Below are 17,719 nucleotides of genomic sequence, written 5' to 3'. Positions count from 1 at the left end.
GAAAAGACCACTTCAATGCGGTCTTTTTTTATAAATACTAAGAGGTTTTGATTCATCTACCATGAACCCGAAGCACCACCTCCACCAGATCTTCCTCCTGATGATCTTCCACCAGAATTTTCTAGATGATCTACCACGAGAACCTTTAGAGCTCCCTCCATTTGAGCCACCGCCAAATGAACCAGACATAATCACGACTTTATGGTCAAAAAATAAGTGTTGTTCTTCAAAAGGGTAGAGCTGTTTATGAGGAAATAATACATTATGTAGCATTGCCCATAACGTACGCATAAGAAATGGTAAAAATGCGAAAAATATAAACAATGGTCCATTTTCTTTCGCGCTGAAAAATGCTGAACCTAGAGATATAAATATGTAAAAAAAGAGGATGAGAGTCCAATTAATACGAATTCGATGTAGAACTCGTTTTTTAAAGTTGCGCCAAAACCGCAAGTAATGATTTAGAATCATCACAGATATCAATGCTAATAAACTACATAGAATAATTAGCAGAATGTTTTGTCCTGTGATCACCCAACAAAAAATGCTATGTACGGTTAAGAAAAATAAAAGCAAAAGATGAAGTGCTGAAAAGTCTACATGCGAGTCTTTAAGAATAAATAGAATAGGGTTGAGATAAGTTGCAATGATTAGACTGAAACAGACTGTCCAAATGCCAACAGCAATATAACTATTCGGATTTTTTGAACGTTTAGACAGATCAAGCGTTGAATCATTTGGATCACGATATATCGAGGTCAATTCTGATTCAAGCGTATTAACTGACAGATTCTGATCCATTGAAACTTCTGAAGTTTCTAGTGATTTATCGTCAGTTGAGGTGGAAACAGATGTTAATTCCACCTTATATTGTGCTGCAATTTCGATTTGAGCTAACTGTACACCATCGAAAAATTGATTTTGCCTAAAATAGGGTTCTAAGATATTCCGATTTATTCGACCAGTTTTTATGTCTGTAAGTTCTCCCTCCAAACCATAACCTACCTCAAACCGCATTTTGCGGTCATCTTTAGCAATTAAAAGCAGCAAACCGTTATCGAGTTTTTCATTACCAATTTTGAGTGTGTTAAATACGTCTAGTGCATATTGTTCAATAGATTCACCGTCGGTGGTTGGAATCATTAAGATTTTAAAATCGACATTTGCTTCTTTATAAAGTTGTTCATTTTGCTGTTTTAGTTTTTCAATTTCATCAGCGCTGAGGGTTTGTGTGGTATCAACTATATTTTCATTTTTGAGCTGTTCGAGTAGAGCAGGGGTGTTTGCATACAGTAGCGTACACAGCAAATATAAAACTGACCCTAAAATCCATAGATTGAATGGTTTAAAAGTTACCATGAGCCTGAAGCACCTCCACCGCCTGAGCTACCTCCTGAACGACGCGAAGAACCTGAGGATCTTGAACTTGAAGAACGTGAGCTCGTTGAGCTAGAACTTGATGAAGAGCCGTATCTTCTTGAAGTTATCGGTGATTCGTCAAACCAATGTTGATATTTTTCAGGGTAAAGTTGCTTAAATTGTTTAGCAATATGATAAATCCCTGCCCATACCAACCCTAAAATAAATGGCATAAATAGCAATGTGATGAAAATAGAAATAAAATGTGAATCTATAAAAAACATCAAAAATATGAATAAAATAAAGCCAATAATAATGATAACCTTTAGATTTTTACCTAAATATTTATTATAGATTTGGTGTGAAAATTCGTAGATATTCCATTTTTTATTGAGCTGAAAAAGCAGGTAAAGAATGGCTGCATAGATCGGAAATAACAGGAAAAAAATTGATACCCGTAATCGCCCAACAAAAAAAATGATGTAAGGGGAGAAATACAACTAAGAATTTTATTAAACCTTTAATCTTTAAATTCTGCTCACGAATTTGAGAATAAATGGGAGAGAAATAAATAACAATCATACTGCTGACAGCAATATTCCAGAAGAGTACTAGAATATAGTTTGAGATAAATTTAGATGGTTCGTTTAAATATACAACATTAGCAGTATCTGTTTCAGGCGGTTGCTGTATCAATGTTATGGGTGATTCTTCTTCAGCAGTATCTAATATTTCTATCTGATTTGATTCTATAAGCAAGGAGTCTGTAGCTGGGGTATTAGTTAACTTTTGCTGTACGGCACTTAGCCCTTTAAAGTAATTGTACTCTTTGAAATGGGGAGCTAATTGATATCTGATCAGGTGTCCTGCTTCAATATCGGTAATGTCACCCTCTAAGCCATAACCTACCTCAAACCGCATTTTACGATCATCTTGAGCAACCAAAAGCAGTAAACCGTTATCGAGCTTTTCATCACCAATTTTGAGTGTGTTAAATACGTCTAATGCATATTTCTCAATAGATTCACCCTGAGTAGAAGAGATCATTAAAATTTTAAAGTCGATATTGCGTTGTTGATAGAGCTGTTCATTTTGTTGTTTAAGTTGATTTATTTCTACAGAGGTTAATGTATGGGTGGTATCAACAACATCCTCATTTTTAAGCTGTTCTAGTACAGAAGCATTTAACGAGGCTTGGCATAGAGTCGGAGAGATTAAGCTCAGTAAAATGATGACAAAATGAAAGTAAAAGAGTTGTCTAAAGCGCAAAGCATACATTTTAATAAATCTATTTTTAGTATGGATTGATTCTAAACAGCAAAAAGAAAAAAGCCAAAATACTTTTGTATTTTGACTTTTAGAGATTGTCTTTTTTAAGCTTCAACAACTTACTGAGGACGCGCTACATCACCATTCAGCGCTTCAGGGAGCTCTAAAATAGCCACATCTAACTCAGTCAACGCTTCAGGGCGTGCCACCACTAATGCGACATAACCATTGTCAATCGCTATGCTATTCACGACCTGAACATGAGCATGGAGTTGTTCCGCTTGAGCAGGGGCTGTGCCTGTACCTTGAATCGCATGTAACCAAGCTTTTGGTTTTGCTTTAAACCATAAACGTGCAATCACTTCCTGACCCAAGTAACAACCCTTGTCATAGTGAACACCTTCACGCTGATGTAGACGAAGCTCTTGCGGTTGGAACACATGCTCAATCGCTTGATCAATATAGGCTTGACCATTTTGAATGGCTTGAACTTGCCACGCTGCAATGTCCGTTGTCTCCGTTGAGAATATAGTCGTGTCACCTTGAAGCGTCGGATAAACCTGACCCACTTCTTCAAGTTTCATTTTTGAGAACGCACCAAACTTTTTGATATGTTTAGCAAATTCTTCAGCTTGATCTTGAGTGGTTACAATGACCAAACTTTCAGGGTTGATTTTAGTGAGCCATAACCCGAAGTGAATACGACCTTTTAAATCGCAGATGGCAGTGTAACGTGTTTGATTTTCTTCAAGACGTTCAACGTGTAAAGTCACCTGACCTTGAAGGAATTTTTGTGCATCTTCACCATTTAAGGTGAATGAGGAGAAAGCTAAATTGCTCATTTATTCATCTCACGAAACAAGTCTAATACTAAAGAATTAGCCTAATTTTCCACTATTTTCATTAAAAAAGCACATTTAGAGCAATTATTCCAAAGTTTATGTAACTAATTATGTCTAAAACCCTATTTTTTATACCTAACCACATGAAATATATAAGATTTGGGAAATGGACTTTTGACAGCGTACAATGCCTAAAATTTGATTGATTCCAATCGACAAGAAAGATAGCTAGAAAAAGTGATAAGGCAGGTATGCAATGAATAACAACTACCGTAAACCACTGCAAGGTACCCAGCTAGAATATTTTGACGTGAAACAAGCCGTTGAAGATATTCAGTCAGGCGCTTATGCGAAACTACCGTACACCTCAAAAGTCTTGGCTGAACAATTGGTACGCCGTTGTGATCCTGCGATTTTAGAGCAATCTTTAAAAGAACTGATTTTTAACAAACAAGACCATGACTTTCCATGGTATCCCGCACGTGTGGTGTGTCATGACATCTTAGGTCAAACGGCACTGGTTGACCTTGCAGGTTTACGTGATGCGATTGCAGACCAAGGTGGAGATCCATCTAAAGTAAACCCTGTTGTTCCAACACAATTGATTGTTGACCATTCATTGGCTGTGGAATTTGGTGGTTTTGACCCAGATGCATTTGAGAAAAACCGTGCGATTGAAGATCGTCGTAACGAAGACCGTTTCCACTTCATCGAATGGACAAAAACAGCATTTGAAAATGTTGATGTGATCCCTGCGGGCAACGGCATTATGCACCAAATCAACTTGGAGAAAATGTCTCCAGTGATTCAGAACCGTGGTGGTGTAGCTTATCCAGATACATGTGTCGGTACAGACTCACATACACCACATACCGATGCGCTTGGCGTGATTTCAATTGGTGTGGGTGGTTTAGAAGCTGAAAACGTGATGCTGGGTCGTGCGTCGTGGATGCGTCTACCTGATATCATTGGGGTGGAACTTGTTGGTCAGCGCAAAGCAGGCATTACTGCAACTGATATCGTTTTAGCATTGACTGAGTTCTTACGTAAAGAGCGTGTAGTCGGTGCGTACCTCGAATTCTTCGGTGAAGGTGCAGACAGCATGTCTGTGGGCGATCGTGCGACGATTTCCAATATGACTCCTGAATATGGCGCAACTGCGGCAATGTTCTACATCGATCAAAACACTATTGATTACCTGACGCTAACAGGTCGTGAACCAGAGCAAGTGAAGCTTGTTGAAAGCTATGCCAAAGAGATCGGTCTTTGGGCATCGGATATGACACAAGCGAAATACCCACGTGTATTACGTTTTGACTTATCTACAGTGACTCGTAACATTGCAGGGCCATCAAACCCGCATGCACGTGTTTCAACGGCTGACTTAAAAGCGAAAGGCATCGCAGGTAACTTAGAAGCTGCTCGTGCGCAAGAAGCGGAAGGTTTAATTCCAGATGGTGCAGTGATAATTGCTGCAATCACGTCTTGTACCAATACGTCTAACCCACGTAACACGGTTGCAGCAGGTTTGCTTGCACGTAAAGCCAATGAGCTAGGTTTAGTGCGCAAATCTTGGGTGAAATCATCATTTGCACCGGGTTCTAAAGCGGCTGCTTTGTATCTCGAAGAAGCGGGTGTTTTAACTGACTTAGAAAAACTCGGCTTTGGTATTGTGGCGTATGCATGTACCACCTGTAACGGAATGTCAGGTGCTTTAGATCCGAAAATTCAACAAGAAATTATCGACCGCGACCTATATGCAACGGCTGTTTTATCAGGTAACCGTAACTTCGATGGTCGTATCCATCCTTATGCAAAACAAGCGTTCTTGGCATCGCCTCCATTAGTTGTGGCGTATGCGATTGCAGGGACGATTCGTTTTGATATTGAAACTGATTCATTGGGCAATGACAAAGACGGTAATCCTATTTACCTCAAAGACATTTGGCCGTCTGATGAAGAAATTGATGCACTGGTTAAAGTGGCTGTTAAGCCTGAACAATTTAAAAAGATCTACATTCCAATGTTTGATTTAGGTGTCAATGCCAAATCTGAAAGCCCACTTTATGATTGGCGTCCGCAAAGTACTTATATTCGCCGTCCGCCATATTGGGAGGGGGCACTTGCTGCACCACGTACTTTAGCCAATATGCGTCCGCTTGCAATTTTGGGCGATAACATCACTACGGATCATTTGTCGCCATCGAATGCAATTGTTTTAGACAGTGCTTCAGGTGAATACTTGAAGAAAATGGGCTTGCCTGAAGAAGACTTTAACTCGTATGCAACGCACCGTGGCGATCACTTGACGACGCAACGTGCGACATTTGCCAACCCTAAACTGTTCAATGAAATGGTTGTTCGTTCTGACGGTACGATTAAGCAGGGTTCTAAGGCACGTGTTGAGCCTGAGGGCGAAGTGATGCGTATGTGGGAAGCGATTGAAACTTATATGAATCGTAAGCAACCGCTGATCATCATTGCAGGTAAAGACTATGGTCAGGGTTCGAGCCGTGACTGGGCTGCTAAAGGTGTACGTCTTGCAGGGGTTGAAGCGATTGTAGCGGAAGGTTTTGAGCGTATTCACCGTACGAATCTTGTTGGTATGGGCGTGTTACCGCTTGAGTTTAAAGCAGGGATGGATCGTAAAACTTTTGGCTTTGACGGAACTGAGTTGTATAGCGTGATTGGTAATATTGCGCCTCGTTCGACTTTGACTTTGGTGGTTGAACGTTCAACTAAAGAGGGTCAAAATGAAATCCTTGAGATACCTGTAACGTGTCGTTTAGATACTGAAGAAGAAGTACATGTGTATGAAGCGGGTGGAGTGTTACAACGCTTTGCACAGGATTTCTTAGAAGGGAATGTAGCTTAAGTAAAAATAAGTCTATTAAATACTTGAAAAAATATAATAAAGCCATATTTCATGTATGGCTTTATTTTTACGAGTGTAATCATGGAAAGATACCAAGATTTAGATGGTGATTCAGGTGTAGTTGGATATGAAATTGGGGATACTTTTATAAGAGTTAAATTCGATAGGACACTTAAAATTTATACTTACAGTTATCACAGTGCAGGGGCTGATAAAGTAGAAGAAATGAAGCGATTAGCTAAAAGTGGCAATGGTCTTAATTCTTATATTAAGTTATACGCTAATAAATTATATGACAGATAAATTAACTATAATTAAATTTTGAGAATTCAGATGAATAAAAAATTACAAGTATTTATTTCTTCCACTTTTATCGATTTGAAGGAGGAAAGGCAAGCTGCAGTTAGTGCTATTTTAAAAGCAGGGCACATTCCAGCTGGTATGGAGTTGTTTAAAGCAGCTGATAAAAGTCAATGGGAGATTATAAAGCGTTGGATAGATGAGTCTGACGTTTATATGCTTATTCTAGGTGGTAGATATGGGAGCATTGATCCTCAAAAGGGTATCAGTTACACAGAATTAGAATATGATTACGCTGTTGAGACAGGAAAACCATTATTTGCTGTCGTAATAGAAGAATCTGCTTTAGAAGAAAAAGTCAAAACAAACGGTTTAGACTTTTTAGAAAGAGAAAGACCATCTGAATTGAAGCTTTTTAAAGAAAAAGTTTTACAGAATATGAGTTCCTTTTTTAATGATTTAAAAGATATTCGATTGACTGTAATGGAGAGTTTACCTGAAATTGCTCAAATGAATGACTTGTCAGGATGGGTATCGGGTGATGATATTCCTGATGTTCATGGATTAATTAATGAAGTAAATGACTTAAGAGATAAAATTAAAGATCTAGAAAAAGAAAATAAGCAGTTAAAAATGGATAAGAGTCGTGAATCTAATACGAATGATTATCTTGAATTAATAAAATTATTAGAGTTAGTCGAAGTTGCTATACCAGAAAAGGTTTCTAAGCTAGATGCTGAAATAAAAATGGATCTTTTGCAATTATTTAAACACAATAGTGATTATTTAGTTACGGGTATTACTAATCAATTTAATGTAAGTGATGGAGAGTCATTTCTCTATCATAATGTTTGTCCTAAGTTACAAATTCATGGTTTAGTTGAAAATGAAAAAGTTACAGGTGCAAAATATCGTAGATTCGCGATTACTAAGAAAGGGTCTGAATTTCTAGCATATTTGGAAAAAAAGAAAATAATAAGCGAGAAATAAATTTAACCTAAATGACATCATTATCTGTCGAAATGGACAATTCAACATCATCATGACTAGCGTATATTCGTGTCACCATTTCTAAAACAACACGGAGAACGAAAATGGTTATGGCTGGCTCTAAACCTGGAACAGGCTTTTACTTTTGCGTTCAGTGCGGTCATCGCACCTACTTAGAAATTGGTACAGACCGTTTACCACCGTGTACCAAGTGCCAAGGCAATCAGTTTAACAACAAGAACGCCTAAGCCAACACACTAAAACAGCGATCCCTGTTTTAAATAAAAAGCCCTATTACTCCATAGGGCTTTTTTGTTATCTTTAAAACTAGACTTCAATCACAATAACCAACAACAAAAACAGGAACAACATCATGGAAACCATCTTAGGATTATGTATCGGCATTGGCTTAAGCGCAGCATGTGGATTCCGTGTATTTGTTCCACTGCTTGTCATGAGTGTCGCATCCCTCATGGGTTGGTTTGAACCGATGAAAGGCTTTGACTGGTTGGCGATGCCATCGGTCTGTATCGCATTGGCTGTCGCAACGGTTTTTGAAATAGGCGCTTATTACGTCCCTTGGGTAGACAACCTACTCGATACCATAGCAACACCCGCAGCATTGGTCGCAGGCACACTCACCACGATGGCAGCAGGTACAGGGGAAATGTCGCAATTTGCCAGTTGGGCATCGGCACTTATTGTTGGTGGTGGTACAGCAACCGCAGTACAAATGAGTACCGTTGCAGTGCGTGGACTTTCAACAGCAACCACGGGTGGGGTAGCCAATCCAGTGGTTTCAACAGGGGAATGGATTGGAGCTTTTGCCGTTTCTATACTCTCTTTAATTGTTCCCGTTTTAGTCGTGATCGTTGGTGTAATCGCACTGATTTGGGTGATACGTTGGATCAGAATCAAAAAGAAAAGCAACTTAGAAACAGCGATACATTAAAAGTTATATAGTCATTTTAAAGGCATGCGAAAGATAGAATGATAAGAAGTCTATTAGTCTAATAACCTTGTTTAAAGAATGAGTTAAGTATTTGTTAAGTTTAATTTCGTATTCAAATACGCACCTAAAATTTGTGTATAAAGTGATTGATTTTTACTCCAAATACCCATATTTTTATTATGTGATTATAAATACATAATTTTTATATGGGATTATTTTTTTCATGCTGATGCCATGAAGAATTTCTTGGGGGAGAGGTCTAATGATTAAATATATCGTCGATGAAAATGCATTACCAAGTGGGGCTTATCAACTTCATAATGCAACACGAGGTTGTACAGACATTCCCAATCTAAAAAACCAAATATTCATTGGTAACTTTGCTGATTGTGAGCTTGCCTTAAAACGCGCAAGAATGAACTGGCCAAGAGAAAAAGTTATTCCATGTCCAAAATGTTGTACAGAAGAATAAGAAATACTCTACAGAAGAAGTGCTGTACAGAGGAATAATAAATGACATTCTCAGCTTAAAGATGATGCAATTGATTTCAGCCATGCAATTGATTTCAGCCATGCGATGGATTGAATCCATCTAATAATCAAAACCGAAATTAAAAAATTCGGAAATAGACCGATCTATTAAAAATACACGACACGGATGTTTCCAAAATTTAAATAAAAGTCATCTAAATACAAATCTACATTAAATGAAAAATAAGACTTTCAAGCGCCTTAAAAGTATAAAAATGTGCGCTATTTCAATATTTTAATTTCATCCTAACTCCATAAAAAGCCTAAAAAAATTGAGTAAAAAGGGTGCTTGAATTATAATCACCGCAAATGAGTCATATCATGCACACGCCGCCACAGCCTTAGAGGATGCTATGGAACAGATTGAACAATTCCTATCAAATCATTCCCTTGCGCGTCGTTCATTGATTGTTGGATTCATTGTTTTATGTGGAATTATTGATTTCAGTACAGGTTACGAATTTTCATTCTCATTTTTTTACCTGATTCCGATTTCGATTGCAGCATGGTTTGATACCCGTAAAATCACCTTACTCACCGTACTATTGTCAGGCTTATCATGGTTCTTGGCGGATTATGGTTCAGGTAATGTTTACAGCTATTCTTTTATTCCGTATTGGAATGTCACAGTTCGATTGGCCTTTTTCTGTGTGGTTGCAGTATTGCTGTTTAAGGTGAGAGTGACTTTAAATGCACTAACTGAAATGGCAATGAAAGACACCTTAACGTCCTTAGATAATTCACGCTCTTTCAATCTGCAATATCAACAAATCCGAAAATATAAAAACAAAGCTAAAAATGGGCAAAAACTTGCCGTGGGTATCATTGATCTCGATGGCTTTAAAAATGTAAATGACACCTATGGTCACAGCAAAGGCGATGATATTTTGGTGGAGTTTGCTCAAATTTTAAAATCAACCACACGTAAAACCGATACCGTTGCGCGATTGGGTGGCGATGAATTTGTGGTGATTCTGCAAAATACCGATCAATTGGGTACTGAAGAATATGCACGACGTTTGAGAGACATCTTTGATCAAAGTGGTTTAAAACAGCGCTATGGTGTTGATTTTAGTATGGGGGTGAGTGTATTTAATGACTTACCCGCAGACCTTGATGACGCGACTCATGTTGCAGATCAGTTGATGTATAAATCAAAAGCATTAGGAAAATCCCAAACCACAATTCGTGTGACTTAATATTTTTATTTGGCATTTAGATTGAAAATATTCTCTAAAAAGCACAATTCTTGATAAATAAAATGCGTATTGAATGCTATTTGGAAAATATTTTTAAAATTAAATATCAATATGAAAATATTTCCCGAAATCTATAAATAAGCAGAGTTCTTAGGGAATTAATCCCGAACACCTTTGGCTACTATATATCTCAAGGGTGTGACGGGAATTGAAAAGAGTAGCATGCTGTTAGCGGCGCAAAACGCGAATGCAGTACTCACCCAAAAGGTCTCGATTCTACTTAGGACGCTATAGATTACCGATTTATAGGCACATGGTTATAACTTACAAAGTTATGCTCGTTGAAGTTAAACATTATGTTTTTCCCAACACCCTGAAAAATTTTGAACGTAGAAATAGAATAAAAAGCCAAAGGCAATAAACCAAAGATAATAAAAATAGAAAGAAAATAAAAAGAAAATAAAAAGCCATCAAGATTAACTCAATAACTTCTCTAAACTTCACATTTACCAAGATCAAAAATCATCGTTAAGCATTCAATTGACAGTAAGTTCATGGCTTGTTATTTTGCGCGCACTTTTGCTGAAGCTGTTATTTCATGGCGCTGAACGATAATTTTGTCTATATGCCTCCACAGGGTGAACTTTCAATTCTTTATGAAGATGATGATCTGGTCATTATTGAAAAGCCTGCGGGTTTATTATCTGTCCCAGGGCGTTTACCTGAGCATCATGACAGTGCGTATTATCGTGTTCTAGAACAGTTTCCAAATGCCAAAATCACCCATCGTTTAGATATGGCAACCTCAGGTATTTTGATGTTTGCCAAGCACCGTGATGCAGAAGTTGCTGTCAGTAAAATGTTCCAAGCACGTACTGTCAAAAAGAACTATATCGCCTTGGTGCAAGGAAAATTACCCGATACAGGTCGTATTGAAGTGCCTTTAATTACCGATTGGGAAAATCGCCCACGTCAAATCGTGCATTTTGAATTGGGTAAGCCAGCACTCACTTTGTATGATCGCGTCGAATACGATGAAGCGAAGGATGTCAGTCGTGTGTTATTGACACCGATTACAGGGCGTTCGCATCAACTCCGTGTGCATTTACAATACATTGGTCATCCGATTACAGGAGATAAGCTTTATCATCCTGAACCGACCCGAAGTCCATTGGGGCGTATGGCATTGCATGCAAGTTATTTGGCATTTACTCAGCCTTTGAGTGGGGCTGATGTTGAAATTAGAGGAAATGTACCTTTTTAAATGTGGAATAGGTCTTTCAGTATTCAAAATATAAATTAGAGTTTTTTAGATGAAAAAGTCATTTCATTTTCATAATATTACGCTACAGCGGGACAGTGTTTCTATGGGGGATGATATTGATGCACCGCATCAAGTTGAAATTCAGATTGGTTCAGAAATAACTTTAAAAGAGAGTCTTGAACAACTCATTTCCCGAAAATATTTAGCTGGAATTGTGACTGGAGAAGCGACGTGGTCACTTGAAAATTCGAGTGGCAAAGTCATTGCTATATATGCACAGCAGTGGCGAAAAATAGAATATTTAAGTGATATAAACTTATCTGTAGATGATATTGTGGCACAGAAACATGTAGATTATGGGTATCACTTATTTTTTAGATACCATCAGCAAATCGATCCGCAGTTATTTTTACAAAAACAAAAAATGCTGATTGAAAAGAATTGATTAAAAATGCGCTTAAATCGTAAAACTGCAACAATTTTGATTTAATCTCAGTACAATAAATACGCTGTATAATTATTATGAAAAGGAATACCACATGACTCGTGATTTAGAACAATTTCCAAACGATGATAATGGCGACGTGCTTTGGCAAATGGCGCAAGACGGTGATGACCTGACTGAAGCACATGAAATTGAATATTCAATCGCATTCACAGACAAAGCAAAAGCTGAACAATGTGCGTTATTTCTTCTACACGAAGAACAAAAAATCAGCCTATTTATTGACGAAGAATCAGAGAACCAAGAATGGATCATTACCATCTATGTCTATATGGAACCTGAGTATTCAGACATTGTTGACCTAGAAGAATGGTTCACCAAAATTGCCAATGAACACGGTGGTGAATACGATGGTTGGGGTTGCATGGCGTATGTCTATGATGATGAAGACATTGATGAAGAATTCCAAAGCTAAGTGTTTTGAATAATTCATTTTTAAAAACATTTAAGATTCAAATCAGCCCTAACATTTAAAATGTTGGGGTTTATTTTTAGCTGATTAAATGACGATGAAATGACTTTTCAAACGACGTTAAGATGCTTATGTTAAAGCGAGATAGCAGAACAATAAGAGTCCAATATGCAGATTATGATGAAACGGATTTATAGCCCTTATGATGAACAAGATGGCATAAGAATTTTAGTGGATCGGTTGTGGCCAAGAGGAATCAAGAAAGAAGATGCCAAAATTGATCTGTGGCCGAAAGCCATTACACCTTCAAATGAATTAAGAAAATGGTACAGCCATGATGAAAAAGATTGGCCAGAATTTGAAAAACGTTATCAAGCTGAAATACGTCTACAGCCTGAGGTTTTAGACGAGCTAAAACAATTAGCCAAACAAGAAAAGATCACCTTATTAACCGCATCTAAACATGAACAATATAATCATGTCATCGTTTTAAAGGCACTGCTTGAAGAATGATAGGAATGCTTCAGCATGTAATCTAAGAGCTATCAGATCGTGATGAATAGGTGATAGAGAGTAGAGTTGTGATCGAAATCATAACCAAAATATTGATATAGTAAGATAGCTATAAATTAATGTTATAATACAAACTTTCTTTTTTGCTTCATTTTTTAAATTTGGAAATTATTATGTCTTTACCAAGCTGCCCAAAATGTAACTCAGAATATACCTATGAAGATGGCGAACTATTGATTTGTCCTGAATGTTCACATGAGTGGAAAGATGGTGAAGCAGCTGAAGAAGTTGCGATTATTAAAGATGCTGTTGGTAATGTATTAACGGATGGTGATACGGTAACTGTGATCAAAGACCTTAAAATTAAAGGTTCATCATCTGTGGTTAAAGTCGGAACAAAAGCAAAAAATATTCGCCTACTTCCAGATGCAAATGATGGTCATGATATTGATTGTAAAGTCGATGGTTTTGGTCCAATGAAACTCAAATCTGAGTTCGTGAAAAAGGCATAAGTTACTTAAAACTTCATGTTCACTGACTTTAATTTTAGATCGTACTTATTTGTATGGTTAAACTTAAAGTCAGTTATTAAGCTCAGATTTTTCAGACATTAAAAAGAATAATAAACTCAACATTCCTTTGCTTTTAAATCAAAAAAAGACACTTAGCAAAGGGTTAATTCTTTGCATATTCTTTATGCCATCTTTATTTTTTCTGTATAAAAATCTCTATATTTTGGTAGTGAATACAATAGGTCTAAGGGATGCTCCTTGATCTGATTCAACAGCCCGAGTTGTTATTTCATACGAAATATTTTAACAACATTGTTCGGTTCTAAGGATGAAAAAATGAAGGCGGATATATTCAAAAATAAATTATAAATTCAGCTTTTGAAATTTGAAAATCTCGATTATATTGTTTGAAAGTTGAACAATATTTCAACATCTTGTTTGCTTTAAAACATCAAAATAAATGTCAAATTGATAAGAAAATTCAAAAATAAGAGGATTTCAAATGTCTGGATGGTATGAAATTAGTCAAGCTAAAGATGGTCAATATCGTTTCGTATTAAAAGCAGGAAATGCAGAAACAATTTTAACCAGTGAACTGTATAAAGCCAAAGCATCTGCACAAAATGGGATTGAATCAGTTCAAAAAAATAGCCCAGAAGATGCACGATATGATCGTTTAGAAGCAAAAAATGGTAAACCTTACTTCAACTTAAAAGCGGGTAATCATCAAATTATTGGTTCAAGTCAGTTCTATGCCAATGAAGCATCGCGCGATAAGGGTATTGAGTCGGTTAAAAAGAATGGCCCTACAGATAAAATTAAAGACCTAACGGTTTAATGATCATCAACTTGATTCGTTAATTATTCGGCAGGCTCTAAATACTAAATAAATTTTCAGCATTGATTCACACAAGTTAATTCAGTTAAGTGTTGATTTGAGCTAAATTCACAAAAGTATGCTTCGGCATGCTTTTCTATTTTTGAAAGCTTATTTTTTATTTTTAAAATAAATTTGCTAAGTGACTTATTCATATCGAAATTATACTTTTTAAGACTTTTATTTAGTCGTATTTAAAAATACGGTTTGTTTGTCAAATTTTAATAAAATTGTTCACAAAAAAATCAAAATAATCTTAAAAAATTCCAAAACCCCCTCTTACTTTAATTTGCTAAAAGTGTTAACTTCATCACAAATATAAGAAAAATGAGGAAACAAACCGTGTCAATTCAAATAGACGGTGACAAAATCATTGCACAAGAAGTTTTGGCTCAAATTGAGCTGTGGGATCAGGCTGTGATCGGAACAAATATTAAAGCGCTTGCGAATCAATGTTGTCCTGAAATGCGTATGTTTGATGTGAGTAGTCAGTTAAATAATGTAGAAGAATATAAAACAGAGTGGGCGAAGTTTAGTCCCTACTTTATGGATGGTATGCAGATTTCGCGTCGTGAAATGAAGCTACATACCAGTGATTCATTGGCTGTTTTACATTGTTTGTCTAAAGTTGAGCATAGCGCCTTAAAAGGGAAGTTACAGATGCCTTGGTGTCGTACTACGCTTTGCTTAAAAAAAATGAATGATGAGTGGCGTATCATACATCAGCATATTTCTATGCCTGTGGACATTCTCACGGGAAAGGCCGTCATATTGAAGGATAAATCCAAGCTACGGCTAGTGGTTTAATGTTGTTCTCCTCCCAAGAGATCTCAATAAAAATACCTGTAATTAAACCTACAGGTATTTTTATTGATGGGTTTAAAATGTGAGTCATGTTCATATTTATACGAGTGACCTTAGTAATTGAACTAAGTAGTAGAGCTAAGTCGTTGAGCTGAACGTGATTTAGAGATGAAATAAATCTTTAAAGAACTCGATGTATACAATGATCATAATCAATGATTGGGAGGGGGTTGATGGGCTTTCATGATATGTATCGAATGAGTTCGCATGCAGTCATTTGTAATCAGCAAGGACAGATTTTATTGCTGAAAGCAAACTATGCAGAGCATGCTTGGGGGCTACCAGGTGGCGGGTTAGATGCAGGCGAAACCATTCATGAGGCGCTGATTCGTGAATGCCAAGAAGAGCTAGGCTGTGATATAGATATACAATATTTATCTGGCGTTTATTATCATTCGGCAGTGAACTCACATGCGTTTATATTTCGATGTGAACTGAAAAACATGACTGAAAACATAAAAATACAATTGAGTCATGAACATTCTGAATATGATTGGTTTGATTTAGCATCATTATCTGAGGTTCAAAAATTGAGGGTACAGGATTGTCTTGCTTTTAACGGCAAGGTGATGAGTCGCGCATTTTAGGAGAAAAATATGGCTATTCCATTTGATCAACTCACCGATGCTGAATTACTTGATATAGCAAATCATATGATGGATTCACTGATGCAAGCATCGACTGAAAAAGATTATGCTTAACATATTCAATATTTTAGTCAGCGTGCTCAAAGTGTACTGGACGAAACGCAATTTAAAATTGTTTGTGGTGTCTATCAAGAAAAGATGGGTATATTTACAGATCGAGACTTTGTAAAACTGTTTCGACGCCCTGAATCCGTGGCAATAATTTGGACACAAAAATACAGTAAAGTTAAAGGTGATTATGTCGCTGAGATGGTGATGCTGATAGAAGATGACCAATATAGAGTTGATCATGCTTTTGTGTTCTAATCATCACAGCTCTACCCATATCGATGGGTGTTTTTTAAATTTATATTTCAATAAGATGATCAGTAATCACAATGGATAATCAAAATTTACAAGATGCATTTGAACAAACTCAACAAAATTATGAATTGATTCCACAGTTTATAAATGAGTTATTAGACTCCGATGTCTTTTGTCTCGGCACACAAGATCAAGATAAAAATTTCCAATTCCGGATGTTGGAATCAGCCGATGGTGATCAAGCTATTCCCTTCTTTTTATCTTTAGACATGATTCATTCAGATGTGGGTGAGGATGCTGAATACTTTAAAATGAACACTCGATCGCTTTTTAGTATGACTCGCGGTGCAACTTTAGTGCTGAATCCGACTGCCGAATTGGCCAAAGAATTTTCTCCTGAAGAAGTAGAGTCGATATTAAATATGGATGGTGATGAGTTGTAATTAAAATTTAGCTCATTTTAGAGTCAATTTTTAAAAATTAAAGACGATTTATTAATCGTCTTTTTTACATAGTAAAACAAGTTTTTAGCTAAAAATGCTGTCTAATTTGAATAAAATTTGATTAAATAGAAAGCATTCTAAAGAAACGCTAAAAAAAGATAATAACCATGCTTGCCAACATATTTTCGGCTATAGAAAAACTTGGATTAACTGCTCAAAAACGAGCAATACACGTACAATTCTCGAATCCAAGTCTAAATCAAGAAGTCTTTCTACAACGCATAGACGGACAACACACGCTTAACGAAGGCGTAAAAGCAGAACTGATCTGTTTATCTACCAATGTCACTATCTCCCTCAAAGAATTCATCGGTTGCCAAGTAGCCGTAGACCAAGTGACCGAAAATGGCACACTGTTCAGAACCACAGGTCTGATCACCGAAGCAGCCCAAGGGCAAAGTGATGGCTCACTGACGCTCTACAAACTCAACTTAGAAGATGCAACTACACTGTGGCACAAACGCCGAAACAGCCGCGTGTTCATGAACAAATCAGCGGTTGAAGTGATCGAAACCATCTTCCAAGAATGGCAAAACAAAAGCCCACTGTTTGCAGCAAGCCTAAGCCTAGATCTCAGTGGACTGCAACAACAATACGATGTCCGTCCGTTCATCATGCAAAGCAACGAAACGGACTACGACTTCCTGACGCGTTTAATGCGTAGCGAAGGCATCAACTGGCTAATCGACGAAGCACAACTCCACGTGCCAGTCTCAGCAACACCCATCGAAGCCCAAAAACTTCGCTTGATTGATGACAACAGTCAATACCAAGCCCTAGAGCGTAGAAACATCCGCTTCCACCGCAGTAGCGCCACAGAAAAGAAAGACAGCATCACCAGCTTCATCGGACAACGCAGCATCCAACCAACCGCTGTCCACGTCCAACGCTGGCAAGCCGATGTGCTCGAACAAGAAGAAGGCGCAGGCACGGTACAAAGCAAACACCAACACAGCAACAACCAAGACAACGCAAGCTTAGGCTTAGAACAAGCCTGGCACT

Annotated in this window: 22 protein-coding genes; 18 read left to right on the top strand and 4 right to left on the bottom strand. The window is 37.3% G+C overall.

Annotated features, from left to right (window positions below):
* Positions 1-12 precede the first annotated feature (12 nt).
* The 4 genes from AC5YDM_RS10180 to ygfZ all read right to left on the bottom strand — a co-directional run bounded on the left by AC5YDM_RS10180 (position 13) and on the right by ygfZ (position 3,470).
* The gene (locus AC5YDM_RS10180; protein ID WP_496151998.1) at positions 13-1,359 is read right to left on the bottom strand and encodes a TPM domain-containing protein; all 1,347 of its coding nucleotides are present in this window, start codon (positions 1,357-1,359) and stop codon (positions 13-15) included.
* The gene (locus AC5YDM_RS10175) at positions 1,353-1,592 is read right to left on the bottom strand and encodes a hypothetical protein (protein WP_496151997.1); all 240 of its coding nucleotides are present in this window, start codon (positions 1,590-1,592) and stop codon (positions 1,353-1,355) included. The genes AC5YDM_RS10180 and AC5YDM_RS10175 overlap by 7 nt, the downstream gene beginning before the upstream one ends.
* A gap of 154 nt (positions 1,593-1,746) precedes the next feature.
* Complete coding sequence (locus AC5YDM_RS10170) at positions 1,747-2,637, bottom strand: TPM domain-containing protein (protein ID WP_496151996.1); 891 nt, start codon at positions 2,635-2,637, stop codon at positions 1,747-1,749.
* 110 nt (positions 2,638-2,747) lie between these two features.
* Positions 2,748-3,470, bottom strand: a complete 723-nt coding sequence (gene ygfZ, locus AC5YDM_RS10165; protein WP_496151995.1) for a CAF17-like 4Fe-4S cluster assembly/insertion protein YgfZ — start codon at positions 3,468-3,470, stop codon at positions 2,748-2,750.
* A 256-nt stretch (positions 3,471-3,726) separates the two neighbouring features.
* Between ygfZ and acnD the strand changes: the two genes are divergently transcribed.
* The 18 genes from acnD to AC5YDM_RS10075 all read left to right on the top strand — a co-directional run.
* Entirely contained in the window at positions 3,727-6,345 is a 2,619-nt protein-coding gene (gene acnD, locus AC5YDM_RS10160) for a Fe/S-dependent 2-methylisocitrate dehydratase AcnD (RefSeq protein WP_496151994.1), read from the top strand.
* An 81-nt stretch (positions 6,346-6,426) separates the two neighbouring features.
* On the top strand, positions 6,427-6,648 hold the full coding sequence (locus tag AC5YDM_RS10155; protein WP_496151993.1) for a hypothetical protein: 222 nt from the start codon (positions 6,427-6,429) through the stop codon (positions 6,646-6,648).
* Between the two features lie 30 nt (positions 6,649-6,678).
* On the top strand, positions 6,679-7,635 hold the full coding sequence (locus AC5YDM_RS10150; protein ID WP_496151992.1) for a DUF4062 domain-containing protein: 957 nt from the start codon (positions 6,679-6,681) through the stop codon (positions 7,633-7,635).
* A gap of 77 nt (positions 7,636-7,712) precedes the next feature.
* The gene (locus tag AC5YDM_RS10145; protein ID WP_496152101.1) at positions 7,713-7,883 is read left to right on the top strand and encodes a zinc ribbon-containing protein; all 171 of its coding nucleotides are present in this window, start codon (positions 7,713-7,715) and stop codon (positions 7,881-7,883) included.
* 125 nt (positions 7,884-8,008) lie between these two features.
* Positions 8,009-8,587 carry a DUF4126 domain-containing protein gene (locus tag AC5YDM_RS10140; protein WP_496151991.1) on the top strand — a complete coding sequence of 193 codons (579 nt, stop codon included), beginning with the start codon at positions 8,009-8,011 and terminating at the stop codon, positions 8,585-8,587.
* Between the two features lie 262 nt (positions 8,588-8,849).
* Positions 8,850-9,059, top strand: a complete 210-nt coding sequence (locus AC5YDM_RS10135; protein WP_496151990.1) for a hypothetical protein — start codon at positions 8,850-8,852, stop codon at positions 9,057-9,059.
* Between the two features lie 412 nt (positions 9,060-9,471).
* Positions 9,472-10,317, top strand: a complete 846-nt coding sequence (locus AC5YDM_RS10130; RefSeq protein ID WP_496151989.1) for a GGDEF domain-containing protein — start codon at positions 9,472-9,474, stop codon at positions 10,315-10,317.
* A 598-nt stretch (positions 10,318-10,915) separates the two neighbouring features.
* A complete protein-coding gene (locus AC5YDM_RS10125; protein ID WP_496151988.1) occupies positions 10,916-11,581 on the top strand; it encodes an RluA family pseudouridine synthase in 666 nt (221 codons plus the stop codon).
* Positions 11,582-11,630: 49 nt separating this feature from the next.
* Positions 11,631-12,026, top strand: coding sequence for a hypothetical protein (locus AC5YDM_RS10120; RefSeq protein WP_496151987.1), 396 nt, complete (start codon positions 11,631-11,633; stop codon positions 12,024-12,026).
* A gap of 94 nt (positions 12,027-12,120) precedes the next feature.
* Complete coding sequence (locus AC5YDM_RS10115; RefSeq protein WP_496151986.1) at positions 12,121-12,501, top strand: ribonuclease E inhibitor RraB; 381 nt, start codon at positions 12,121-12,123, stop codon at positions 12,499-12,501.
* A gap of 165 nt (positions 12,502-12,666) precedes the next feature.
* Positions 12,667-13,011 carry a DUF488 domain-containing protein gene (locus tag AC5YDM_RS10110; protein WP_496151985.1) on the top strand — a complete coding sequence of 115 codons (345 nt, stop codon included), beginning with the start codon at positions 12,667-12,669 and terminating at the stop codon, positions 13,009-13,011.
* Between the two features lie 173 nt (positions 13,012-13,184).
* On the top strand, positions 13,185-13,523 hold the full coding sequence (locus AC5YDM_RS10105; protein ID WP_496151984.1) for a zinc ribbon domain-containing protein YjdM: 339 nt from the start codon (positions 13,185-13,187) through the stop codon (positions 13,521-13,523).
* A gap of 502 nt (positions 13,524-14,025) precedes the next feature.
* Positions 14,026-14,361, top strand: a complete 336-nt coding sequence (locus AC5YDM_RS10100; protein ID WP_496151983.1) for a YegP family protein — start codon at positions 14,026-14,028, stop codon at positions 14,359-14,361.
* 381 nt (positions 14,362-14,742) lie between these two features.
* Positions 14,743-15,207 carry a YybH family protein gene (locus tag AC5YDM_RS10095; protein ID WP_496151982.1) on the top strand — a complete coding sequence of 155 codons (465 nt, stop codon included), beginning with the start codon at positions 14,743-14,745 and terminating at the stop codon, positions 15,205-15,207.
* Between the two features lie 230 nt (positions 15,208-15,437).
* Positions 15,438-15,851 (top strand): NUDIX hydrolase, encoded by a 414-nt coding sequence (locus tag AC5YDM_RS10090; protein ID WP_496151981.1) that lies wholly within the window; start codon positions 15,438-15,440, stop codon positions 15,849-15,851.
* Between the two features lie 198 nt (positions 15,852-16,049).
* On the top strand, positions 16,050-16,217 hold the full coding sequence (locus AC5YDM_RS10085; protein WP_496151980.1) for a hypothetical protein: 168 nt from the start codon (positions 16,050-16,052) through the stop codon (positions 16,215-16,217).
* Positions 16,218-16,288: 71 nt separating this feature from the next.
* Positions 16,289-16,657 carry an SseB family protein gene (locus tag AC5YDM_RS10080; RefSeq protein WP_496151979.1) on the top strand — a complete coding sequence of 123 codons (369 nt, stop codon included), beginning with the start codon at positions 16,289-16,291 and terminating at the stop codon, positions 16,655-16,657.
* Between the two features lie 167 nt (positions 16,658-16,824).
* On the top strand, positions 16,825-17,719 hold an 895-nt coding region (locus AC5YDM_RS10075), incomplete at its 3' end, for a phage late control D family protein (protein ID WP_496151978.1).

This window comes from Acinetobacter sp. CY81 (assembly GCF_059515925.1).
Note: the sequence above shows the minus strand (reverse complement) of the source record. Positions and strands in the feature narration are given on the sequence as shown.

Bases quoted from the DNA above. Each gene is read 5' to 3' on its own strand.
- AC5YDM_RS10140 (WP_496151991.1), top strand. From the start codon at position 8,009: ATGGAAACCATCTTAGGATTATGTATCGGCATTGGCTTAAGCGCAGCA.
- AC5YDM_RS10090 (WP_496151981.1), top strand. From the start codon at position 15,438: ATGGGCTTTCATGATATGTATCGAATGAGTTCGCATGCAGTCATTTGT.
- AC5YDM_RS10080 (WP_496151979.1), top strand. From the start codon at position 16,289: ATGGATAATCAAAATTTACAAGATGCATTTGAACAAACTCAACAAAAT.
- acnD (WP_496151994.1), top strand. From the start codon at position 3,727: ATGAATAACAACTACCGTAAACCACTGCAAGGTACCCAGCTAGAATAT.
- AC5YDM_RS10150 (WP_496151992.1), top strand. From the start codon at position 6,679: ATGAATAAAAAATTACAAGTATTTATTTCTTCCACTTTTATCGATTTG.
- AC5YDM_RS10120 (WP_496151987.1), top strand. From the start codon at position 11,631: ATGAAAAAGTCATTTCATTTTCATAATATTACGCTACAGCGGGACAGT.
- AC5YDM_RS10125 (WP_496151988.1), top strand. From the start codon at position 10,916: ATGGCGCTGAACGATAATTTTGTCTATATGCCTCCACAGGGTGAACTT.
- AC5YDM_RS10135 (WP_496151990.1), top strand. From the start codon at position 8,850: ATGATTAAATATATCGTCGATGAAAATGCATTACCAAGTGGGGCTTAT.
- AC5YDM_RS10170 (WP_496151996.1), bottom strand. From the start codon at position 2,637: ATGTATGCTTTGCGCTTTAGACAACTCTTTTACTTTCATTTTGTCATC.
- AC5YDM_RS10180 (WP_496151998.1), bottom strand. From the start codon at position 1,359: ATGGTAACTTTTAAACCATTCAATCTATGGATTTTAGGGTCAGTTTTA.
- AC5YDM_RS10175 (WP_496151997.1), bottom strand. From the start codon at position 1,592: ATGCCATTTATTTTAGGGTTGGTATGGGCAGGGATTTATCATATTGCT.
- AC5YDM_RS10110 (WP_496151985.1), top strand. From the start codon at position 12,667: ATGCAGATTATGATGAAACGGATTTATAGCCCTTATGATGAACAAGAT.
- AC5YDM_RS10155 (WP_496151993.1), top strand. From the start codon at position 6,427: ATGGAAAGATACCAAGATTTAGATGGTGATTCAGGTGTAGTTGGATAT.
- AC5YDM_RS10085 (WP_496151980.1), top strand. From the start codon at position 16,050: ATGGGTATATTTACAGATCGAGACTTTGTAAAACTGTTTCGACGCCCT.
- ygfZ (WP_496151995.1), bottom strand. From the start codon at position 3,470: ATGAGCAATTTAGCTTTCTCCTCATTCACCTTAAATGGTGAAGATGCA.
- AC5YDM_RS10130 (WP_496151989.1), top strand. From the start codon at position 9,472: ATGGAACAGATTGAACAATTCCTATCAAATCATTCCCTTGCGCGTCGT.
- AC5YDM_RS10105 (WP_496151984.1), top strand. From the start codon at position 13,185: ATGTCTTTACCAAGCTGCCCAAAATGTAACTCAGAATATACCTATGAA.
- AC5YDM_RS10115 (WP_496151986.1), top strand. From the start codon at position 12,121: ATGACTCGTGATTTAGAACAATTTCCAAACGATGATAATGGCGACGTG.
- AC5YDM_RS10100 (WP_496151983.1), top strand. From the start codon at position 14,026: ATGTCTGGATGGTATGAAATTAGTCAAGCTAAAGATGGTCAATATCGT.